Consider the following 18,891-nt stretch of genomic DNA (forward strand, 5'->3'; position numbering starts at 1 on the left):
AGCGCATCAGTGCCTGGACAGGCAAAAACCTGAAAAAGCGATAAATAGATACCGCACTCATCGCTGACACACGGGATAGGCTCGGGTTTTCCAACGTCAAGGATGACCCGATATGCCAGGCTTCACCCCCCGTTTCGCCATTCCCCAGGGCGAGCATTTCGACCTGCTCAAAGCCCGTATTCCCGGCTGGTACAGCGGGGCCATCGTGCAACGCCAGCAGGAACTGAGCGACCATGAACTGACGCTTCCGCTCTGGTATGCGAAAGCTTCCCCCGATCTCTGGAATAGCCTCAAGGACAGTCATTCCCGCTACCGCGAGCGCCTGAACCAGGTCGACAACCGACTGGGCAATATCCAGGACATTCGCGCCTTCGCCGAACCCTTGCTCGAGCAGGTGATCCTGGATGAATTCGGCTTCGCGCTGAACGTCAACGAGGTGTATTTCGTCCGCAAGTACGGGCGCAAGACCCGCGATGATTTTTTTGGGGCACTGGTCCTGGACAGCGAGGGCGGCCATTTCGATCGCTACGAATACCGTGGCACGTCATTGCTGGAGGCGGCGCTGGCCAATTTCGCGCCAGAGGAAGCGCGCAAACCCGCCTGTGCCGATTGCAACCTCATCACCGCGGTGCGCCCGTTCCTGGGCGGCGCTGTGGTGCCCTCCACCGACGCCGTTCGCGCAGGGGCACTGTCGATTGCCCCTGAAGCCTTCGCCAAGTTGTGTCGCACGTTGGATCTGGGGCGCCAGTATCAGGAGCACATCAACGCTGTCCTGCGGCCCGACGACAGCAAGACGTACAACCCGCTGGATCATTCGCTGGAGGAGTATCACCGGCAGGGCTTGGCACTGAGCATCCAGATCGCTAGGGCCAAGGCCGACATCAGCCCGACGGTCTACCAGATGTTGCAGCAGGTGGCCGAGGGGGCCAGCGACGTCACCCTCGATGGCCAGGCCGTGAGATTCACTTCCCTGAAAGTGTTCGACATCGAACTGGTCGGCCCACTGTTGATCGGCCCCGACCTTGAAAACAGTCGCCGGGTGGTGCCGGTCGTGGCCTACCTTCCGGGCGATCCCGAGCATCCTCTGAAAGCCTACGCCTCCAGCGCCGACTTCATGGCCGAACTGCGGCGACGCTTGCACAGTGGCGCCTACCGCCGCTTCTTCAGCCGTTTCGTGCCGCTGCGTCAGCAAGGGGCGTTTTTTCGGCAGTTCAAGCACCTCTATCAAATCTCCCCGACGGCCGATGACCAGGCCGATTTCCCACTCAAATCGTCGTTGCGCAACCTGCCCATGGGCACGGAGCCGATTCCCGGCGACCTGTGGGGCTCGCTGCGCCTGCGGCAAATCGAGAAGATCCAGGCCGACGCACGCGCGGTGGCGGTGCCTACCGGTGATGAAGACAAGAAAGCACGCCTGGCGCGCCTGGACAGTTACCTGGACGCGGTGGTCGATGTGTTCAACCTGGCGGCGTTCGTCGTGCCAGGGCTGGGGCCACTGATGTTGACGGTCGGGGCCGTGCAGATGTTCAACGAGGCGTTCGAAGGCATCGAAGCGTTCGAACGTGGGGAAACCCGGGAAATGTGGGCGCATTTTTCCAGCGTGGCCCTCAACACGGCTTTTGTCGCCACCGGTGCAGCGGTACTGCCGCATATTCGATGGTCGAGCACGGTGGATCAGTTGGAGCCGGTTCAATTGGCCAATGGCGAGTCGCGCCTGTGGCGCCCCGACCTGAGCGTTTACCAGAGTGAGCTGCAGCCTCCCGCGGCCTCAAGCCCGGATAGCCAGGGCCTGTATCGGGTCGAGAATCAGCAGGTCTTGCCGCTGGGTGAGCAACGTTTTGAAGTGCAACAGGACCCGCAAACTCTCCGCTATCGCATTCGTCATCCTTCCCGTCCGCAGGCCTACCAGCCCGAGCTGACGCACAACGGCAGCGGTGCCTGGCACCACGAACTGGAACAACCGCGTACCTGGGAAGGCCCGACACTGATGAGGCGTCTGGGCCATGGCGTCAAGGATTTCAGCGATGCCGAACTGGAGCAGATCCGCCTCGCCAGCGCGACCCCGCAGGACGTGCTGCGACGGTTGCATGTCGAGGGCGAGCCGGTGCCGGCGTTGCTGACCGACACCCTGGGTCGCTTCGACCTCTGCCGACAAATCGACACGTTCATCGGGCAACTGCAAAGCGAGGAGCCGCTGGGCCATGACCTGGCCGAGCCGATGTTGCACCTGCTGACCCAATACGGCCCGTGGCCAAGAGGGTTGAAGCTGAAGATCGTCGACGGCGCCGGCCGGACGCGCTGGGAATACGTCCGGCCCTCGGAAGGCGAGACGCCGGTTCGTGAGGCCAGCCTGACCGAGGCCAAGGTCCGCACGCCTGCGCTGTTGAAAAACCTGATCGAAGCGGTGGATGCCGCAGGTGTCGATCTGTTGGCCACGGCGAGCCCGCCGATTGCGAAAGCCCACATGGACGCTCGCGTCCGGCACCTGCGCCAGGCACTCGCCGAGACGGCAGTGAATGAAAAGGTGCAGTTGCTCAACGATTACTACGCCCTGGGCGAGACGCGAGGCGACCCCCGTGTGGCGCTGATCAAGTCCCGTTTTCCTTCGGTTCCAGCCACGGCGATCGAGCAGGTCATCACCTTGGCCGGCACCGAAGAGCTGCAGCAAATGGCTGCCTGGGATTTCGCCGATGCGAATCAGACCAAACCCATCCCTCTGCGCATCGCCGAAGAGCTGCGCCACTTCCAGCGTGTGGTGCGTCTGAACCGCGCCTACGAAGGCCTGTATCAGGACGCCTTGGTCACGGCGGACACGCCTCGACTGGTGTTGGCTACCCTGGAAACCTTGCCCGGCTGGAGCGGCACGCTGCGCATCGAATTGCGCGAGGCCGTTGTGTCCGGCACCTTGATCGACAGCATCGGGCCGCAAAATGCGGCGCAGACCAAGGTCGTGGTCAGGGATGATGAGCGCTACCAGGCCTTTGACGACAACGGCAATGAACTGAGCCATTGGGGCAGCCTCTTCGATGCCTTGCAGCATGCCCTGCCGGATGCCGAACGCCGGGCCATGGCTCGACCTTCGATTCATCACGGCGACCTGTTGAAAGAGGCGGTCGGCGCTTCGCCGGTGGACCGGGATGCGCTGGCGCGCCGCTTGAAGATGCCCGCACTCAAGCCCGCCTTTAAATCGCCGATGCGCCTGGCTTCGGGCCAAGTCGGTTATCCCTTGGGTGGACTACGGGATTGGTTGGGCCTGGGCCGAACGGCGGAAAGCCGGGTGCTGGAGCTGTACCCGAGTTACACGGCGGCACAAACCGATGCGCTGTTGCGAGCTCTGGGCGACGGCGCGGTGAGGGAGCTCCAGCGACGTAACGTCGAGCTGAAAATGCTGCGCCGGGATCTGGACCGTTGGGTCGCTACCCTCGGCTGGCGTGACGTGGGTAATCACCCGACTGTAGTACCGCAGACGATCAGGCAGGTGATGGCCGAACAAATCGAGCGATGCTGGCGGCGTCAGACCCGGCTCGTTGTGGCAGCGGATCTGCGCACGATCGGCTATGAGCTTGATTTGAGCGGATTGGACATCGGGGCACTGCCGGAACTGACGGCCGACTTCAGTCATGTAGGGGTGCTCAAGCTGCGTGACATGGGCTTGACGCTGCATCACTGCGAAAGCTTCCTCAGCGGATTTTCCTCCATTCGCCGGTTGGACCTGTCCAGGAACCGGTTGATCGATATTCCCAGGGCCTTGGAGGGGATGAGGGACTTGGAGACGCTGCAACTGGAGGCGAACCGGATCGGCCTGACACCGCGTAGCGTTGACATCCTGCAAGGCCTTACTCGCTTGAGAAACTTCGACCTGGACAACAACCCGCTGGGGCGCCTACCGGACTTCAGCAGGTTGCCTGACCTGGAGCGATTGAACCTGAAAAATACCGGGATCACTGCCTGGCCCACCGGCCTGCGCGACCAGCCGCTGGAGCTGATTGATTTGCGCGACAACGGCTTGACCCAGGTGCCGGATCACCTGCTCGACCCGCCCGCCGAGCGTGCCCATGCCACGGCACGCCTCAATCGCGTGACGCTGTTGCAGGGCAACCCGTTGAGCGAGGTGGTCCAACAGCGTTTGCGTGATTATTGGGTGACGGTCTTGCAGACGCGTCCTGAATGGGCAGTCCTGCGTTTGCCCGAGGCGTTTGGGTTTTCAGCGTCGGTCGGGCCGTCGAATATGCAGCAATGGCTGCTCAACCTGCCTGCGGGCCAACTGGCGGACAAAAGAGCTGTGTGGCAAAGCCTGGCGGATGAACCGCAATCGGGAGAGTTTTTTGAGTTATTGCATCGGTTGGCTAAATCTTATCAGAGCCTGAAAGATTATCCGGACCTCCAGGCCCGCGTCTGGCAGATGCTCGACGCGATGGGGCGTTCCACCGAGCTGCGTGATGAACTGTTCGACCTGGCCGGCCAACCGGCCTGTGAAGATCGCGCAGCCTTGTCGTTCAGCTACCTGGAAATCCGCTTGATGATCCACAACGCCAGGGCCTTGGCGGTTGGAACGGATGAAGCGGCAACGCTCTTCCAGTTGGCCAAGGGGCTGTTTCGCCTCGATGAGGTGGAGCGTATTGCCCTGCAGGACATCCAGCGGCGCCGTGACGCGATCAATGCCCGCACCGACCTGACCAACGATCAAAAGATCGAGAACCTGGCGCTGATCGAAGAGGTCGAGGTCCGTCTGGCTTACCGGGCGGGGCTCAAGGATCGACTGGGGTTACCGGGGCAACCCGCGGGCGGGGTTTTTCTCACGCTGGGAGATGTCAGCCCTGACATGCTCGACGCCGCCGCCAATCAGGTCCTGGAACTGGACGATTCGCCCCAGCAGTTTCAGTCGCTGGTGGGTCGGGATTTCTGGATCGACTATTTGAAGCAGCAGCATGGGGCTGCCTTCCAGGCGCTGAATGACACCCTCATCGCCAACCAGATTGAGCTGGATGAAGCGAAGGCCGCCGGCACTTTGGAGGAAGCCGACTACGTCAGCCAGTCCGAGACGTTGGGCCTGCAGCACAAGATCAAGGAAGCGGAGCTGGTCCAGGCGTTGACGCGAACCGAGCTGGATGCGCTGCCGGAAAGTACCGATCTGTAGGGTGAACCAGTCCCGTCATCTCAGACAGGCATAAAACCCGTGGCGAGGGAGCTTGCTCCCGCTGGGGTGCGAAGCAGCCCTCGCTTTTTTTGCGGTTGCTGCGCAACCGAGCGGGGGCAAGCTCCCTCGCCACAAGAACTGCACAAGAACTGCGCGGGTTCAAAACAGGAAATAACGCTGCGCCATCGGCAGCACTTCGGCCGGTTCGCACCACAGCAACACGCCGTCGGCCTTGACCTGGTAGGTCTGCGGATCGACGTCGATGTTCGGCAAGTAGTCGTTGTGAATCAGGTCGGTCTTCTGCACATCACGGCAGCCTTTGACCACGGCGATTCTTTTCTTCAGCCCCAACCGCTCCGGCAATCCGGCCTCGGCGGCGGCCTGGCTGATGAAGGTCAGGCTGGTGGCATGCCGCGAGCCGCCGAAGCTTGCGAACATCGGTCGGTAGTGCACCGGCTGCGGCGTCGGGATCGAGGCGTTGGCGTCGCCCATCAGGCTGGCGGCAATCGCTCCGCCCTTGAGGATCAACGTCGGCTTGACGCCGAAGAACGCCGGGCGCCACAGCACCAGGTCGGCCCACTTGCCCACTTCGATGGAACCCACTTCATGGCTGATGCCATGGGTGATCGCCGGGTTGATGGTGTACTTGGCGATGTAGCGCTTGATGCGGAAGTTGTCGTTGCCTTCGCCGTCACCGGGCAGGGCGCCGCGTTGCTTCTTCATCTTGTCGGCGGTCTGCCAGGTGCGCGTGATGACTTCGCCGACGCGGCCCATGGCCTGGCTGTCGGAGCTGATCATCGAGAAGGCGCCGAGGTCGTGGAGAATGTCTTCGGCGGCGATGGTCTCGCGGCGGATGCGGCTTTCGGCGAAGGCCACGTCTTCGGCAATGCTCGGGTCCAGGTGATGGCAGACCATCAGCATGTCCAGGTGCTCGTCGATGGTGTTGCGGGTGAACGGTCGGGTCGGGTTGGTGGAACTGGGCAACACATTGGCGAAGCCGCAAGCCTTGATGATGTCCGGCGCATGCCCGCCACCGGCACCTTCGGTGTGGTAGGTGTGGATGGTGCGGCCCTTGAACGCGGCGAGAGTGGTTTCGACAAAACCGGACTCGTTGAGGGTGTCGGTGTGGATCGCCACCTGTACGTCGTACTGGTCGGCCACGCTCAGGCAGTTGTCGATGGCCGCGGGCGTGGTGCCCCAGTCTTCGTGCAGCTTCAGGCCGATGGCCCCGGCCTTGACCTGCTCGATCAACGGTTCCGGCAGGCTGGCGTTGCCCTTGCCGGTGAAGCCGATGTTCATCGGGAAGGCATCGGCGGCCTGGAGCATGCGCGCCAGGTGCCACGGCCCGGAGGTGCAGGTGGTGGCGTTGGTCCCGGTGGCCGGGCCGGTGCCGCCGCCGATCATGGTGGTGACGCCGCTCATCAGCGCTTCTTCGATTCTGCTGCGGGCAGATGAAGTGAATGTGGGTGTCGATGCCGCCGGCGGTGAGGATCATGCCTTCGCCGGCGATCACTTCGGTGCTGGCGCCGATGGCGATGGTCACGTCGGGCTGGATGTCCGGGTTACCGGCCTTGCCGATGGCCGCGATGCGCCCGTCCTTGAGGCCGACATCGGCCTTGACGATGCCCCAGTGGTCGATGATCAGCGCGTTGGTGATTAGCGTGTCGACGACCTCGGCGGCCAGCAGCTGGCTCTGGCCCATGCCATCGCGAATCACCTTGCCGCCGCCGAATTTCACTTCTTCGCCGTAGGTGGTGAAGTCCTTTTCCACTTCGATCCACAACTCGGTGTCGGCCAGGCGGACCTTGTCACCGACGGTGGGGCCGAACATGTCGGCGTAGGCTTGGCGGGAGATTTTCATGTGCTTGCCTTGAGATTCAATTGAGTTTTGAAACCGTTCGCTGCGCTCACTCATCGCGAGCAAGCTCGCTCCCACATTTGATCGCGTTTCCCTGTGGGAGCGAGCTTGCTCGCGATGAGGTCAGTGCAGGCACCCTATGACTTACAGGTCGCCCATCACCCGCCCGGCAAACCCGAACACCCGGCGATGCCCGGCCAAGTCCACCAGTTCCACCTCGCGGCTCTGGCCCGGTTCGAAGCGCACCGCGGTGCCGGCCGGGATGTTCAGGCGCATGCCTCGGCTGGCGGCGCGGTCGAAGGTCAAGGCGTCGTTGGTCTCGAAAAAGTGATAGTGCGAACCGACCTGGATCGGCCGGTCGCCGCTGTTGGCGACGTTCAGCGTGAGCGTGCGGCGGCCGACGTTGAGTTCGATGTCGCCGGGCTGGACCTGGTATTGCCCTGGAATCATTGCGGTTGCCCCAAAATCTTGTAGTAAATGGCGGTCGGGGTGTAGGTCCCGTCCGGGCTCTGGCAGTAGTCGGGCAGTTCACCGGCGCGGGTGTAGCCCATGGCGCGGTAGAACGCCTCGGCCTCGGAACCGGCCTCGGTGTCGAGGTACAACAAACCCCGCTTGTGCTGGCGGGCGCCGAGCTCCAGGGCGCTCATCAGTTGCTGGCCCAGCCCCCGACGGCGGGCCTCGCCGCGCACCAGCAGCTTCTGCACTTCGGCACGGTTGAGGCCGTTGGGTTTCTGGCACAGGGCAAGCTGGACGCTGGCCTGCACCTGTTCATCCTTGACCACCACCCACAGCAACAGGTGGCCCTGGTTGAGGCTGGCCTGGACTTCGTCGAAATAGGCGCGGGCCTGGACGGCATCGAGATCGGCCATGAACCCCACGCTGGCGCCGTAGCCGACGGCGTCGAGCAACAGATCGATCAAGCCCTGGCGATAATGCGCAAAGCTTTCGGCGTGGACTCGACGCAACTGGGCAGCGTTCATTGGCTTTTCACTCCTTGTTGACGGCGGGCGGTAGCGCCCCGAGGTTGAGGTTCAACTGCATGAAGGTCAGGTCCAGCCAGCGGCCGAACTTGGTCCCCACCTCGGGCATCTGCCCGGTGATCACGAAACCGGCCCGCTCGTGCAGGCGAATCGAGGCCGCGTTGCCGCTTTCGATGGCGGCGACCATGACGTGTTTATCGCAGGCCCTGGCGCGCTCGATCAGCGTGCTCATCAACAACGGGCCAAGGCCATTGCCGCGCTGGTCGCTGCGTACATACACCGAATGCTCCACGGTGTGGCGGAAGCCGTCGAACGGTCGCCAGTCGCCGAACGAAGCGTAGCCGAGCACGTTGTCTTCGGCGTCGACGGCCACCAGCACCGGGTAGCCCTGGGTTTGCCGGGCGCTGAACCACGCCTGGCGGTTGCCCAGGTCAACGGCTTGTTCGTTCCAGATCGCCGTGGTGTTGAGCACGGCATCGTTGTAGATATCGCGGATCGCCGGCAGGTCGACGGCATGGGCGTCACGAACGTGGGCAGTCATGGCGTGGCCTCAGGCGATGGGTTGGTGGACGGTGACCAGTTTGGTGCCGTCGGGAAACGTCGCCTCGACCTGGATCTCCGGGATCATTTCCGGGATGCCTTCCATCACCTGCTCGCGGCTCAGCAGCGTGGTGCCGTAATGCATCAGCTCGGCCACCGTCTGGCCGTCACGGGCGCCTTCCAGCAACGCGGCGGAAATGTAGGCCATGGCCTCCGGGTAGTTGAGCTTCAAGCCACGAGCCAAGCGTCGTTCGGCGACGAGGCCGGCGGTGAAGATCAGCAGCTTGTCTTTTTCGCGTGGGGTCAGGTCCATGTGCAATCCATAAGGGCAGATAAAAAATTCGGGCTGTAAACACAGCTACCTGTTGGAGCAACGCCTGTGGGAGCAAAGCTTGCTCGCGATGAACGATAACGCGGTCCTTCCGGTCGACCGAGGCGCTGCCATCGCGAGCAAGCTTTGCTCCCACAGAAAGTCATTGCTTCCACACCATTGCTCCTACAGGAACGCAATTCAGGTACTCCAGATTCTCGGTGGCACAGCTTCTCGACCGAGCAACGCCGGGCGCAAAAGCCGCCACAATTCAATCAACCACCCCCGCGCCAGCAACGCCTCGCTCGCCAGGCAGCGGGCCACGACCAGGCCGGGCAATTGGGTCAGGTCGCCGCGCACGGCATGGCCCAGTGATCGGCAGTGTTCCAGCAATTGGCTGTCGATCTCGCCGGTCACCAGCAACGTGGCAAACACCGGATCACCGCCCAGCCCGATGGGTGAGTCGAGCAGCCCATCACCGCCCACAATGCGCTGGCGCTCGTGCCACAGCAACTGGCCATCGCGGCGAATGTCCAGTCGCGATTGAAAGTGCCCCAGGTCGAACCGCTCGCCGCTGGCCGGTCGGCCGAGGGCAACCATGTCCCAGTAGAGCAGGCGCCCGTCGCCCTGCAGGTCGATGCTCGTGCTGAGTTCGGCCTGGGCTGCGCTGAAGACGATGGTTTCCTGGGGCAGCCATTCCAGGGTCGCGCCGGGGGCTACGCTCAGGGTCAGTTGTTGGTACGCCGGCCCCGCGGCGCGGTACCACTTGGCCGCGCCGGGGCTGGTCAGCTGCGCCCAGGCGCCAGGGCCGACGTGGGCCGAGATGTCCAACCGGTCACCGCCGGCAATCCCGCCGGGCGGGTGGACGATGATGTGCTGGCACACCTCGGGGCCTTCGGCGTACAGGTGCTTCTGCACCCGCAACGGGCCTTTGTGGCGGCGCTGTACCGGACGTGTGCAATCGCCGAAGCGGGCGTAACCCAAGTCCAGCTCGGCTTGCCAGCTGGGGGTGAACAGGGCCGAAGGCGCCAATGAACAGACAGGTAGATTCATGATTTTCTGATTATCGTCGGGACGCTAAGACTAGATCGTAACCAGCCCGCGCACACCCTCGGCTTCCATGTTTTCTCCGCGCCCCTGCTGCACGATCTCGCCCCGGGACATCACCAGGTACTGATCGGCCAGCTCGGCGGCGAAGTCGTAGAACTGCTCCACCAGCAAAATCGCCATGTCGCCCCGGGCCGCCAGTTTCTTGATCACCACGCCGATCTCCTTGATCACCGAGGGCTGGATGCCTTCGGTGGGCTCGTCGAGAATCAGCAAGCGTGGCCGACTGGCCAGGGCCCGGCCAATGGCGAGCTGCTGTTGCTGGCCGCCGGACAGATCCCCACCACGGCGCTGTTTCATCTGCAGCAGCACCGGGAACAATTCGTAGATGAATGCCGGCACTTCCTTGGCTTCGGCGCCGGGAAAGCGCGACAGACCCATCAGCAGGTTTTCTTCAACCGTCAGCCGGCCGAAAATTTCCCGGCCCTGGGGTACGTAGGCAATGCCAGCGTGCACCCGTTGGTGCGGCTTGAAGGTGGTGATGGGCTTGCCTTCCCAGCTCACCGCACCTTCCTTGGCCGGCAACAGGCCCATCAGGCATTTGAGCAGGGTGGTCTTGCCCACGCCGTTGCGGCCCAACAGGCATGTCACCTCGCCGACCTTGGCGTCGAACGACAAGCCGCGCAGGATGTGGCTACCGCCGTAGTATTGGTGCAGTTTGTCGACTTGCAGCATGTCTTGAATTCCCCTCAAGTCCCCTGTGGGAACAATGGCTTTCTGTGGGAGCAAAGCTTGCTCGCGACAGCGGCTCCTCGGTCCATCAGAAGGACCGCGTTATCGTTCATCGCGAGCAAGCTTTGCTCCCACAAGCCCGCTCCCACAGAGGGAATGTGTTTGCAGGTCTAGCGACCGAGATACACCTCGATCACCCGCTCATTGTCCTGCACCTGTTCCAGCGACCCTTCAGCCAGCACGCTGCCCTGGTGCAGCACGGTGACGTGGTCGGCGATCGCGCCGACGAAGCCCATGTCGTGTTCCACCACCATCAGCGAATGCTTGCCCGCCAGGGACTTGAACAGCTCGGCGGTGAACTCGGTCTCGGCGTCGGTCATGCCTGCCACCGGTTCGTCGAGCAGCAACAGTTGCGGGTCCTGCACCAGCAGCATGCCGATCTCCAGGAACTGCTTTTGCCCGTGGGACAGCAGCCCGGCGGCGCGGTTGACTGACGTGCTGAGGCGAATGGTTTCCAGCACTTCGTTGATCCGGTCGTGTTGCTCGCCGGTCAGTTTTGCCCGCAGGCTGGCCCACACCGATTTATCGGTCTTGAGCGCCAGCTCCAGGTTCTCGAACACGCTCAGGGCTTCGAACACCGTCGGCTTCTGAAACTTGCGCCCGATGCCGGCCTGGGCGATCTGCACTTCACTCATGCTGGTCAAGTCCAGGGTTTCGCCGAACCAGGCCTTGCCATGGCTGGGGCGGGTCTTGCCGGTGATCACGTCCATCAGGGTGGTCTTGCCGGCGCCGTTGGGGCCGATGATGCAGCGCAATTCGCCGACGCCGATGTACAGGTTCAAATCGTTCAGGGCCTTGAAACCATCGAAGCTGACGCTGATGTCTTCCAGGGTCAGGATCGTGCCGTGACGGGTGTTCAGGCCAACGCCGGCTGCCTGGCCGAGGCCGATGGCGTCGCGGCTGCTGCCTTGGTCTTTGTTGGGTTCGAGGATGGGTTCGAGCATGAACTCGGCCGTTGGCGTGATTCTCACGATTCGCCCCTTTTCTTCAGCAACCCGATCACGCCCTTGGGCAGATACAGGGTCACGACGATGAACAGCGCACCGAGGAAGAACAGCCAGTACTCGGGAAACGCCACGGTGAACCAGCTCTTCATGCCATTGACTACCCCGGCGCCCAGCAGCGGCCCGATCAGCGTGCCGCGCCCGCCAAGGGCGACCCACACAGCAGCCTCGATGGAGTTGGTCGGCGACATCTCGCTGGGGTTAATGATGCCCACCTGCGGCACGTACAACGCCCCGGCCAGGCCGCACAACACCGCGCTCAACACCCAGACGAACAGCTTGAAGCCACGGGGATCGTAGCCGCAGAACATCAGGCGGTTTTCCGCGTCGCGCAGGGCAGTCAGTACCCGGCCGAACTTGCTGCGGGCCAGGCGCCAGCCGATGAACAGGCTCGCCACCAGCAACAACACCGTGGCGAAAAACAGCACCGCCCGGGTGCCCGGTTCGGTGATGCCAAAGCCCAGGATCGAACGGAAATTGGTGAAGCCGTTGTTGCCGCCAAACCCGGTTTCGTTGCGGAAAAACAGGAGCATCCCGGCGAAGGTCAGGGCCTGGGTCATGATCGAGAAATACACGCCCTTGATCCGCGAACGGAAGGCGAAGAAGCCGAACACCAGCGCCAGTAAGCCCGGCGCCAGCACCACCAGGCACATCGCCCAGAGGAAACTGTCGGTGCCGGCCCAGTACCAGGGCAACTCGGTCCACGACAAGAAGGTCATGAACGCCGGCAAGCCATCGCCGGCGGCCTGGCGCATCAGGTACATGCCCATGGCGTAACCGCCCAGGGCGAAGAACAAGCCGTGGCCGAGAGAGAGCAAACCGGCATAACCCCAGACCAGGTCCAGTGCCAGGGCGACGATGGCGTAGCAGAGAATCTTGCCCACCAGGGTCAAGGTGTAGGCGGAGACGTGCAACGGATTGTCCGCCGCCAACAGCGACAGCAACGGCAGGCTCAGCAGCACGGCCAGGATCAGCGCGCCGACGGCGAGGGTAACTTTAGGGCCGGCCTTTTGCGTGGCCGTGAGCATCAGGGGCTGGTTCATCAGTCGATTACCCGTCCTTTGAGCGCGAAGAGGCCTTGCGGACGCTTCTGGATGAACAGAATGATCAGCGCGAGGATCAGGATCTTGCCGAGCACGGCGCCGATCTGCGGTTCGAGGATCTTATTGGCGATGCCCAGGCCGAACGCGGCGAACACACTGCCGGCCAACTGGCCGACGCCACCGAGCACCACCACCAGGAACGAGTCGATGATGTAGCTCTGGCCCAGGTCCGGGCCGACGTTGCCGATCTGGCTCAGGGCGACGCCACCGAGCCCGGCGATGCCCGAGCCGAGGCCGAAGGCGAGCATGTCGACCCGGCCGGTGGGCACGCCGCAGCAGGCGGCCATGTTGCGATTCTGGGTCACGGCTCGGACGTTCAGGCCCAGGCGTGTCTTGTTCAGCAGCAGCCAGGTCAACACCACCACGAACAAGGCGAAGGCGATGATCACGATGCGGTTGTACGGCAGCACCAGGTTCGGTAACACCTGGATCCCGCCCGAGAGCCAGGCCGGGTTGGCGACTTCGACGTTCTGCGCGCCGAACACCAGGCGCACCAGTTGGATCAGCATCAGGCTGATGCCCCAGGTGGCGAGCAGGGTTTCCAGCGGCCGCCCGTAGAGGTGGCGGATCACCGTGCGCTCCAGGGCCATGCCGATGGCCGCGGTGATGAAAAACGCCACCGGCAAGGCGATCAGCGGATAGAACTCGATAGCGTTCGGGGCGAAGCGCTGGAACAGCAGCTGCACCACATACGTGGAGTACGCGCCGAGCATGAGCATCTCGCCGTGGGCCATGTTGATCACCCCCAGCAGGCCGAAGGTGATCGCCAGGCCGAGGGCGGCGAGCAGCAGGATCGAGCCCAGGGACATGCCGCTGAAGGCCTGGCCCAGCAATTCGCCGATCAGAAGTTTGCGCTTGACCTGGCCGAGGCTGGTTTCAGCGGCGGTGCGCACGGCGGCATCGGTTTCGACGCCGGGTTCAAGCAGACCTTCGAGGCGGGTGCGGGCCAGTGGATCGCCGGTTTCCCCCAGCAGGCGGACGGCGGCCAGGCGCACGTTCGGGTTGGTGTCCACCAGTTGCAGGTTCGCCAGGGCCAGGCTCAGGGCGGCGTGTACGTCTTCGTCCTGCTCGCCGGCCAGTTGCCGATCGAGAAACGCCAGTTGCGCAGGACGGGCACTTTTTTGCAGTTGCTGCGCGGCCGCCAGGCGTACGTGGGCATCGACGGCGAGCAGTTGATGGCTGGCCAGGGCGGTTTCGATCAGCCCGCGCAAGCGGTTGTTCAGGCGCAGGGTTTTTGGCTGGCCGTCGACGGTCAACTGGCCTTGTTGCAAGGCGTTGATCAGCTCGACGCGCTCAGGCTCCGGCTGCGCGGCCCAGGCTTCCAGGAGCTTGGCCTGCTGGGTCGGGTTGGCGGCGACGAAGTCTTCGGCGTCGCCGGCATGGGCCTCCAGTGGCAACAGCAGCACCAGAGCGAGGATGAGGCGGTAAAGGGCGGTGGGCATAGAGAGTCGCCTTGCGCGGACAATGTGGGAGCGAGCTTGCTCGCGATGGCGGTGTGTCAGTCACATCCGTGCTGAATGTGAGTCCGCTATCGCGAGCAAGCTCGCTCCCACAGGGATTTGTGTCGGCCCGAGCGTCGTGCTCGGGCCGACACCCATGGGCTCAGTTGCTCTTCACCGCATAGTCAGGCTTCTTGTCGTTGCCGGCGATGAAGGGGCTCCACGGTTGCGCGCGGATCGGGCCTTCGGTCTGCCAGACCACGTTGAACTGACCGTCGGCCTGGATCTCGCCGATCATCACCGGCTTGTGCAGGTGGTGGTTGGTCTTGTCCATGGTCAGGGTGTAGCCCGACGGTGCGGCGAAGGTCTGGCCGGCCAGGGCTTCGCGGACTTTGTCGACGTCGGTGGACTTGGCTTTTTCCACCGCTTGCGCCCACATGTGGATACCGACGTACGTGGCCTCCATCGGGTCGTTGGTCACGGCTTTATCCGCGCCTGGCAGGTTCTTGGCCTTGGCGTAGGCTTTCCAGGAATCGACGAATTTCTTGTTCGCCGGGTTATCCACGGATTCGAAGTAGTTCCACGCCGCGAGGTTGCCTACCAGTGGCTTGGTGTCGATGCCGCGCAGTTCCTCTTCGCCCACCGAGAACGCCACGACCGGTACGTCGGTGGCTTTCAGGCCCTGGTTCGCCAGTTCCTTATAGAAGGGCACGTTGGAGTCGCCGTTGACGGTGGAAATGACTGCGGTCTTGCCGCCAGCCGAGAACTTTTTGATGTTGGCCACGATGGTCTGGTAATCGCTGTGGCCGAACGGGGTGTAGACCTCTTCGATGTCCTTGTCCGCCACCCCTTTGGAGTGCAGGAACGAACGCAGGATCTTATTGGTGGTGCGCGGGTAGACGTAGTCGGTGCCCAGCAGGAAGTAACGCTTGGCGCTGCCGCCTTCTTCGCTCATCAAGTATTCCACCGCTGGAATCGCCTGCTGGTTTGGCGCCGCGCCGGTGTAGAACACGTTCGGCGACATCTCTTCGCCTTCGTATTGCACCGGGTAGAACAGCAGCCCATTGAGTTCTTCGAACACAGGCAACACCGATTTACGCGACACCGAGGTCCAGCAGCCGAACACCACGGCGACCTTGTCCTGGGTCAGCAACTGCCGGCCCTTTTCGGCGAACAGCGGCCAGTTCGACGCCGGGTCCACGACCACGGCTTCAAGCTTCTTGCCGTTCACACCACCCTTGGCGTTGATCTCATCGATGGTCATCAGCGCCATGTCCTTGAGGGACGTTTCGGAGATCGCCATGGTGCCGGACAGCGAATGCAGGATGCCGACCTTGATGGTCTCGGCGGCCTGGACGGTCCAGGCCATGCCCATCGCGGCAATGCTTGCCGAGAGTGTAAAAGCCTTGATCAAGCTACGACGCTTCATTGTGCGATCTCCGTGGTCTTTGTGTTTTTCTGGATGGCAGATGCAAACGCTGAAGGCGCTTTTGCAAGGGGTGTGCCCGGTTGGGGGAAGGCGTTGAAACGCGGGGTTGGCGGGGTATGCGTGCGCGCGGACGCACCATGAGTGAACGCATTGCGGGGGCTGGTGCGAGGAGGTGCGCCACATTGGGGCGAGAGAGTTGCAAGTCCTCTGTGGGAGCGAGCTTGCTCGCGATGGCGGTGTGTCAGTCACTTCTAATCTGAGTGATCTACCGCTATCGCGAGCAAGCTCGCTCCCACAGGTTGGCTTTGTGATTCAGGAAAGAGGATGGCTCAGCGGCGGCGCATCAGGCCGATGAAAAACAGCCCACCGATAGCCGCTGTAGCGACCCCGATCGGCAAGTCCTCCGGCGCGATCAGCGTCCGCGCCGCCACATCCACCCACACCAGGAACAGGCTGCCAAGCAGCACACAGGCCGGCAGCAATCGCCGATGCTCGGCACCCACCAGGCGCCGGGCGATGTGCGGCACCATCAGCCCGACAAAACCAATCGAGCCGCTGATGGACACCAGCACGCCGGTCATCAGCGAGGCGATCAAGAAGATCCACAACCGCACCTTCGCCGCATTCAGGCCCAGGGTCACGGCGGTCTGTTCGCCGGCCATCAACGCGTTCAGCGGCCGGGCCATGCCCAGCAGCAGAACCAATCCCAGCAACACACTGACGGCTGGCACCGCGAGCAACTCCCAACGGGCCAGGCCCAGGCCACCGAGCATCCAGAACATCACCGCCGAACTGGCGCGATGGTCACCGAGGAACAACAGCAGATTGGCCGCCGCCATCATCACGAAGGACACCGCCACGCCGCACAGCAACAGGCGATCACTTTCCAGACGACCTTGGCGCGCAGCGATGGCCAACACCAGCAGCATGCTCAGCAATGCGCCGATGAAGGCGGCCAAGGGCAGGGTCAACAGGCCGATGATTTCCCCGACATGCAACACCACGATCACCGCTCCCAGGGTCGCGCCGGAGGTGACGCCCAGCAGGTGCGGATCGGCCAGCGGGTTGCGCGTGACCGCTTGCAGCACCGCGCCGATCAACGCCAGCCCGGCGCCTACCAAGGCACCGAGCAACAGCCGAGGGACGCGGATCAGCCAGACGATATGCTCCTGGCCGGGCGTCCAATGCACCTCGCCCACACCGAAGGCCTTGTACAGCAGCAGGTCCCAGACCACGGCCACCGGCACCCGCGCCGGCCCGAAACCCAGGGACACCACGCACGACACCAGCAGCAGTGCGCCGAGGACGATCAGCAGGGCACCGTAGCGACGACCGTTCATTGGCCGTGGAAACCCCGAGCCAGCGTTTGCACTGCCAGCACGTTATCGATGCCCGGCGTGGCTTGCACGTAGGGGATCACAATGAAGCGCCGCTGCTGGATCGCTTCCACCGACTGCAGGGCCGGGTTGTTCAGTAAGAACTGTTGCTTCTGCTCGGCGCTGACTTCGCCGTAGTCGACGATCACGATGACCTGCGGGTTGCGCTCGACCACGTTCTCCCAGTTCACCCGGGTCCAACTGGTTTCCACGTCGTCGAGAATATTGCGCCCGCCGGCCGCGTCGATCAGGGCCTGGGGCATGCCCAGGCGGCCGGAGGTCATGGCGCGGTCTTCGCCGCTGTCATACAGGAACACCCGCGGTTGTTGGGCGGGCAAGTGCTTGCGCACGTCGGCCACCTGGGCCTGCATCGTGGCGATCAACGCGTTGGCGCGATCCTGCACGTCGAAGATCTTGCCGAGGTTGCGCAGGTCGTTGTAGGTGTCCTCCAGGGAGGCCGCCGGACGCTTCATCACGAACGCGCAGGATTCGGTCAACTCGTAGACATTGATGCCCAGCGGTTGCAGGGTCTGCGGGGTCAGGTCGCCACCCACGCGCATGCCGTAGTCCCAACCGGCGAAGAAAAAATCGACGTTGGCATTGAGCAGGGTTTCCACCGAGGGGTATTTGGCGGCCAGCTCCGGCAGGCCATCGAGGATCTTCGCCATCTCGGGCGTCACCGATTTCCAGCCACTGATGCCGCTGTAGCCGACCATGCGTGGCTTGAGGCCCAGGGCGAGCATCATCTGGGTCATGTTGATGTCATGGCTGACGGCGTGCCGAGGGGCTTCGTTGAACACCACCTGGCGGTTGCAGCTTTGGATCGTCAACGGGTAGTGGGTGGCTTCGGCCAGGGCATGGGCACTGCCCAGCAGCAGGGGCAGCAACAGCAGGGAACGCAAGGTCATGGTTGGGTTATCCAGGTGATTCGTGGGTAGCCGGACAGCGGATGTTCATCCACCAGGGCCTCGACGCCAAACACCGCGCGCAGCAGCTCGGCGGTGAGGACGTCCTTGGGCGTGCCGCTGGCAACGATGCGCCCGTGTTCGATCACGTACAGGCGGTCGCAGAAGGCGGCGGCCAGGTTCAGGTCGTGGAGGCTGGCGAGGGTGCCGATGCCCAGACCCTTGATCAGTTGCAGCAATTGCAATTGATAGTGAGGGTCGAGGTGATTGGTCGGCTCGTCGAGGATCAGCAACTGCGGCTGCTGGGCCAGGGCCCGGGCAAGGATCACCCGTTGCTTCTCACCGCCCGAGAGCGTGGCGAATGCATGGTCGCCAAAGCCTGCGAGTCCGGCCGATTCCAGGGCCTGGAGCACCAACCGGCGGTCGTCGTGATTGTCGCTGTCGAACAGGCCTTTGTGGGGCGTGCGGCCCATGGCGACCACTTCTTCTACCGTCAGGCCGAAGGCGTCGGGAAACTCTTGCAGCACCACGGCGATGCGTTGGGCGCACCAGCGCGAGGACTGTTTCCAGACGTTGTGATGTTCGAGTTTTACCTCGCCACTTTCCGGCCGGCTGAAGCGATAGGCGCAGCGCAACAGGCTGGTCTTGCCGCTGCCGTTGGGCCCGATCAACCCGACAAACTCCCCGGGCGTCACCTGCAACGTGGCGTCACGCAGCTGGAACTGGTGATGACAGTGGCCATGGCCCAGGGGTGTCCAGGCGAGATGGGAGAGGGTTAGCGAGGTCATGCATCTACTCAAATCATGGGTGGCGCAAGCATCCCTTGTGGGAGCGAGCTTGCTCGCGATAGCGGTGGTTCAGCTTGCATCTTTGTTGAAGTGCTGCCGCCATCGCGAGCAAGCTCGCTCCCACAGGGGAGGGTGTTCTGTGTTTGAAAGGCGGGCACGATTGTAGAGGTTTCGCACCGCCTT

14 protein-coding genes and 1 pseudogene are annotated in these 18,891 nt (G+C 63.2%); 1 reads left to right on the plus strand and 14 read right to left on the minus strand.

Going from position 1 to position 18,891, the window contains the following annotated elements:
- Positions 1 to 112 precede the first annotated feature (112 nt).
- The gene (locus PSH84_RS07720) at positions 113 to 5,137 is read left to right on the plus strand and encodes an NEL-type E3 ubiquitin ligase domain-containing protein (protein WP_305482498.1); all 5,025 of its coding nucleotides are present in this window, start codon (positions 113 to 115) and stop codon (positions 5,135 to 5,137) included.
- Positions 5,138 to 5,296: 159 nt separating this feature from the next.
- On the opposite strand, the pseudogene ureC reads toward PSH84_RS07720, so the two are convergent.
- The 14 genes and pseudogenes from ureC to PSH84_RS07790 all read right to left on the minus strand — a co-directional run bounded on the left by ureC (position 5,297) and on the right by PSH84_RS07790 (position 18,708).
- Positions 5,297 to 6,998 (minus strand): annotated as a pseudogene (ureC, locus tag PSH84_RS07725) (urease subunit alpha).
- Between the two features lie 141 nt (positions 6,999 to 7,139).
- Entirely contained in the window at positions 7,140 to 7,445 is a 306-nt protein-coding gene (locus tag PSH84_RS07730) for an urease subunit beta (RefSeq protein ID WP_014336352.1), read from the minus strand.
- A complete protein-coding gene (locus PSH84_RS07735; protein WP_305482499.1) occupies positions 7,442 to 7,975 on the minus strand; it encodes a GNAT family N-acetyltransferase in 534 nt (177 codons plus the stop codon). Before PSH84_RS07735 ends, PSH84_RS07730 begins: the two co-directional genes overlap by 4 nt.
- A 7-nt stretch (positions 7,976 to 7,982) precedes the next feature.
- Positions 7,983 to 8,516 (minus strand): GNAT family N-acetyltransferase, encoded by a 534-nt coding sequence (locus tag PSH84_RS07740; RefSeq protein WP_305469513.1) that lies wholly within the window; start codon positions 8,514 to 8,516, stop codon positions 7,983 to 7,985.
- Positions 8,517 to 8,525: 9 nt separating this feature from the next.
- Positions 8,526 to 8,828, minus strand: a complete 303-nt coding sequence (gene ureA / locus PSH84_RS07745) for an urease subunit gamma (protein ID WP_003197350.1) — start codon at positions 8,826 to 8,828, stop codon at positions 8,526 to 8,528.
- Positions 8,829 to 9,026: 198 nt separating this feature from the next.
- A complete protein-coding gene (locus PSH84_RS07750) occupies positions 9,027 to 9,878 on the minus strand; it encodes an urease accessory protein UreD (protein ID WP_305482500.1) in 852 nt (283 codons plus the stop codon).
- A gap of 30 nt (positions 9,879 to 9,908) precedes the next feature.
- Positions 9,909 to 10,607 carry an urea ABC transporter ATP-binding subunit UrtE gene (urtE, locus tag PSH84_RS07755; protein ID WP_122567261.1) on the minus strand — a complete coding sequence of 233 codons (699 nt, stop codon included), beginning with the start codon at positions 10,605 to 10,607 and terminating at the stop codon, positions 9,909 to 9,911.
- Between the two features lie 167 nt (positions 10,608 to 10,774).
- Positions 10,775 to 11,608 (minus strand): urea ABC transporter ATP-binding protein UrtD, encoded by an 834-nt coding sequence (urtD, locus tag PSH84_RS07760; RefSeq protein ID WP_305483160.1) that lies wholly within the window; start codon positions 11,606 to 11,608, stop codon positions 10,775 to 10,777.
- Positions 11,609 to 11,631: 23 nt separating this feature from the next.
- Positions 11,632 to 12,711, minus strand: a complete 1,080-nt coding sequence (gene urtC, locus PSH84_RS07765; protein ID WP_305469516.1) for an urea ABC transporter permease subunit UrtC — start codon at positions 12,709 to 12,711, stop codon at positions 11,632 to 11,634.
- The gene (gene urtB, locus PSH84_RS07770) at positions 12,711 to 14,213 is read right to left on the minus strand and encodes an urea ABC transporter permease subunit UrtB (protein WP_122567258.1); all 1,503 of its coding nucleotides are present in this window, start codon (positions 14,211 to 14,213) and stop codon (positions 12,711 to 12,713) included. The genes urtC and urtB overlap by 1 nt, the downstream gene beginning before the upstream one ends.
- Before the next feature lie 160 nt (positions 14,214 to 14,373).
- A complete protein-coding gene (gene urtA / locus PSH84_RS07775; RefSeq protein ID WP_025211599.1) occupies positions 14,374 to 15,639 on the minus strand; it encodes an urea ABC transporter substrate-binding protein in 1,266 nt (421 codons plus the stop codon).
- Positions 15,640 to 15,968: 329 nt separating this feature from the next.
- On the minus strand, positions 15,969 to 16,979 hold the full coding sequence (locus PSH84_RS07780; protein ID WP_122567257.1) for a FecCD family ABC transporter permease: 1,011 nt from the start codon (positions 16,977 to 16,979) through the stop codon (positions 15,969 to 15,971).
- A complete protein-coding gene (locus tag PSH84_RS07785; RefSeq protein WP_305482503.1) occupies positions 16,976 to 17,923 on the minus strand; it encodes an ABC transporter substrate-binding protein in 948 nt (315 codons plus the stop codon). Before PSH84_RS07785 ends, PSH84_RS07780 begins: the two co-directional genes overlap by 4 nt.
- Complete coding sequence (locus PSH84_RS07790) at positions 17,920 to 18,708, minus strand: ABC transporter ATP-binding protein (protein ID WP_122567255.1); 789 nt, start codon at positions 18,706 to 18,708, stop codon at positions 17,920 to 17,922. The genes PSH84_RS07785 and PSH84_RS07790 overlap by 4 nt, the downstream gene beginning before the upstream one ends.
- Between the last annotated feature and the right edge of the window lie 183 nt (positions 18,709 to 18,891).

It is taken from the genome of Pseudomonas beijingensis (genome assembly GCF_030687295.1).
In the GTDB taxonomy this organism is placed as follows: domain Bacteria; phylum Pseudomonadota; class Gammaproteobacteria; order Pseudomonadales; family Pseudomonadaceae; genus Aquipseudomonas; species Aquipseudomonas beijingensis.

Bases quoted from the DNA above. Each gene is read 5' to 3' on its own strand.
- PSH84_RS07740 (WP_305469513.1), bottom strand. From the start codon at position 8,516: ATGACTGCCCACGTTCGTGACGCCCATGCCGTCGACCTGCCGGCGATC.
- urtC (WP_305469516.1), bottom strand. From the start codon at position 12,711: ATGAACCAGCCCCTGATGCTCACGGCCACGCAAAAGGCCGGCCCTAAA.
- ureA (WP_003197350.1), bottom strand. From the start codon at position 8,828: ATGGACCTGACCCCACGCGAAAAAGACAAGCTGCTGATCTTCACCGCC.
- urtD (WP_305483160.1), bottom strand. From the start codon at position 11,608: ATGCTCGAACCCATCCTCGAACCCAACAAAGACCAAGGCAGCAGCCGC.
- PSH84_RS07720 (WP_305482498.1), top strand. From the start codon at position 113: ATGCCAGGCTTCACCCCCCGTTTCGCCATTCCCCAGGGCGAGCATTTC.
- PSH84_RS07750 (WP_305482500.1), bottom strand. From the start codon at position 9,878: ATGAATCTACCTGTCTGTTCATTGGCGCCTTCGGCCCTGTTCACCCCC.
- urtB (WP_122567258.1), bottom strand. From the start codon at position 14,213: ATGCCCACCGCCCTTTACCGCCTCATCCTCGCTCTGGTGCTGCTGTTG.
- urtE (WP_122567261.1), bottom strand. From the start codon at position 10,607: ATGCTGCAAGTCGACAAACTGCACCAATACTACGGCGGTAGCCACATC.
- PSH84_RS07790 (WP_122567255.1), bottom strand. From the start codon at position 18,708: ATGACCTCGCTAACCCTCTCCCATCTCGCCTGGACACCCCTGGGCCAT.
- PSH84_RS07785 (WP_305482503.1), bottom strand. From the start codon at position 17,923: ATGACCTTGCGTTCCCTGCTGTTGCTGCCCCTGCTGCTGGGCAGTGCC.
- PSH84_RS07735 (WP_305482499.1), bottom strand. From the start codon at position 7,975: ATGAACGCTGCCCAGTTGCGTCGAGTCCACGCCGAAAGCTTTGCGCAT.
- PSH84_RS07780 (WP_122567257.1), bottom strand. From the start codon at position 16,979: ATGAACGGTCGTCGCTACGGTGCCCTGCTGATCGTCCTCGGCGCACTG.
- urtA (WP_025211599.1), bottom strand. From the start codon at position 15,639: ATGAAGCGTCGTAGCTTGATCAAGGCTTTTACACTCTCGGCAAGCATT.
- PSH84_RS07730 (WP_014336352.1), bottom strand. From the start codon at position 7,445: ATGATTCCAGGGCAATACCAGGTCCAGCCCGGCGACATCGAACTCAAC.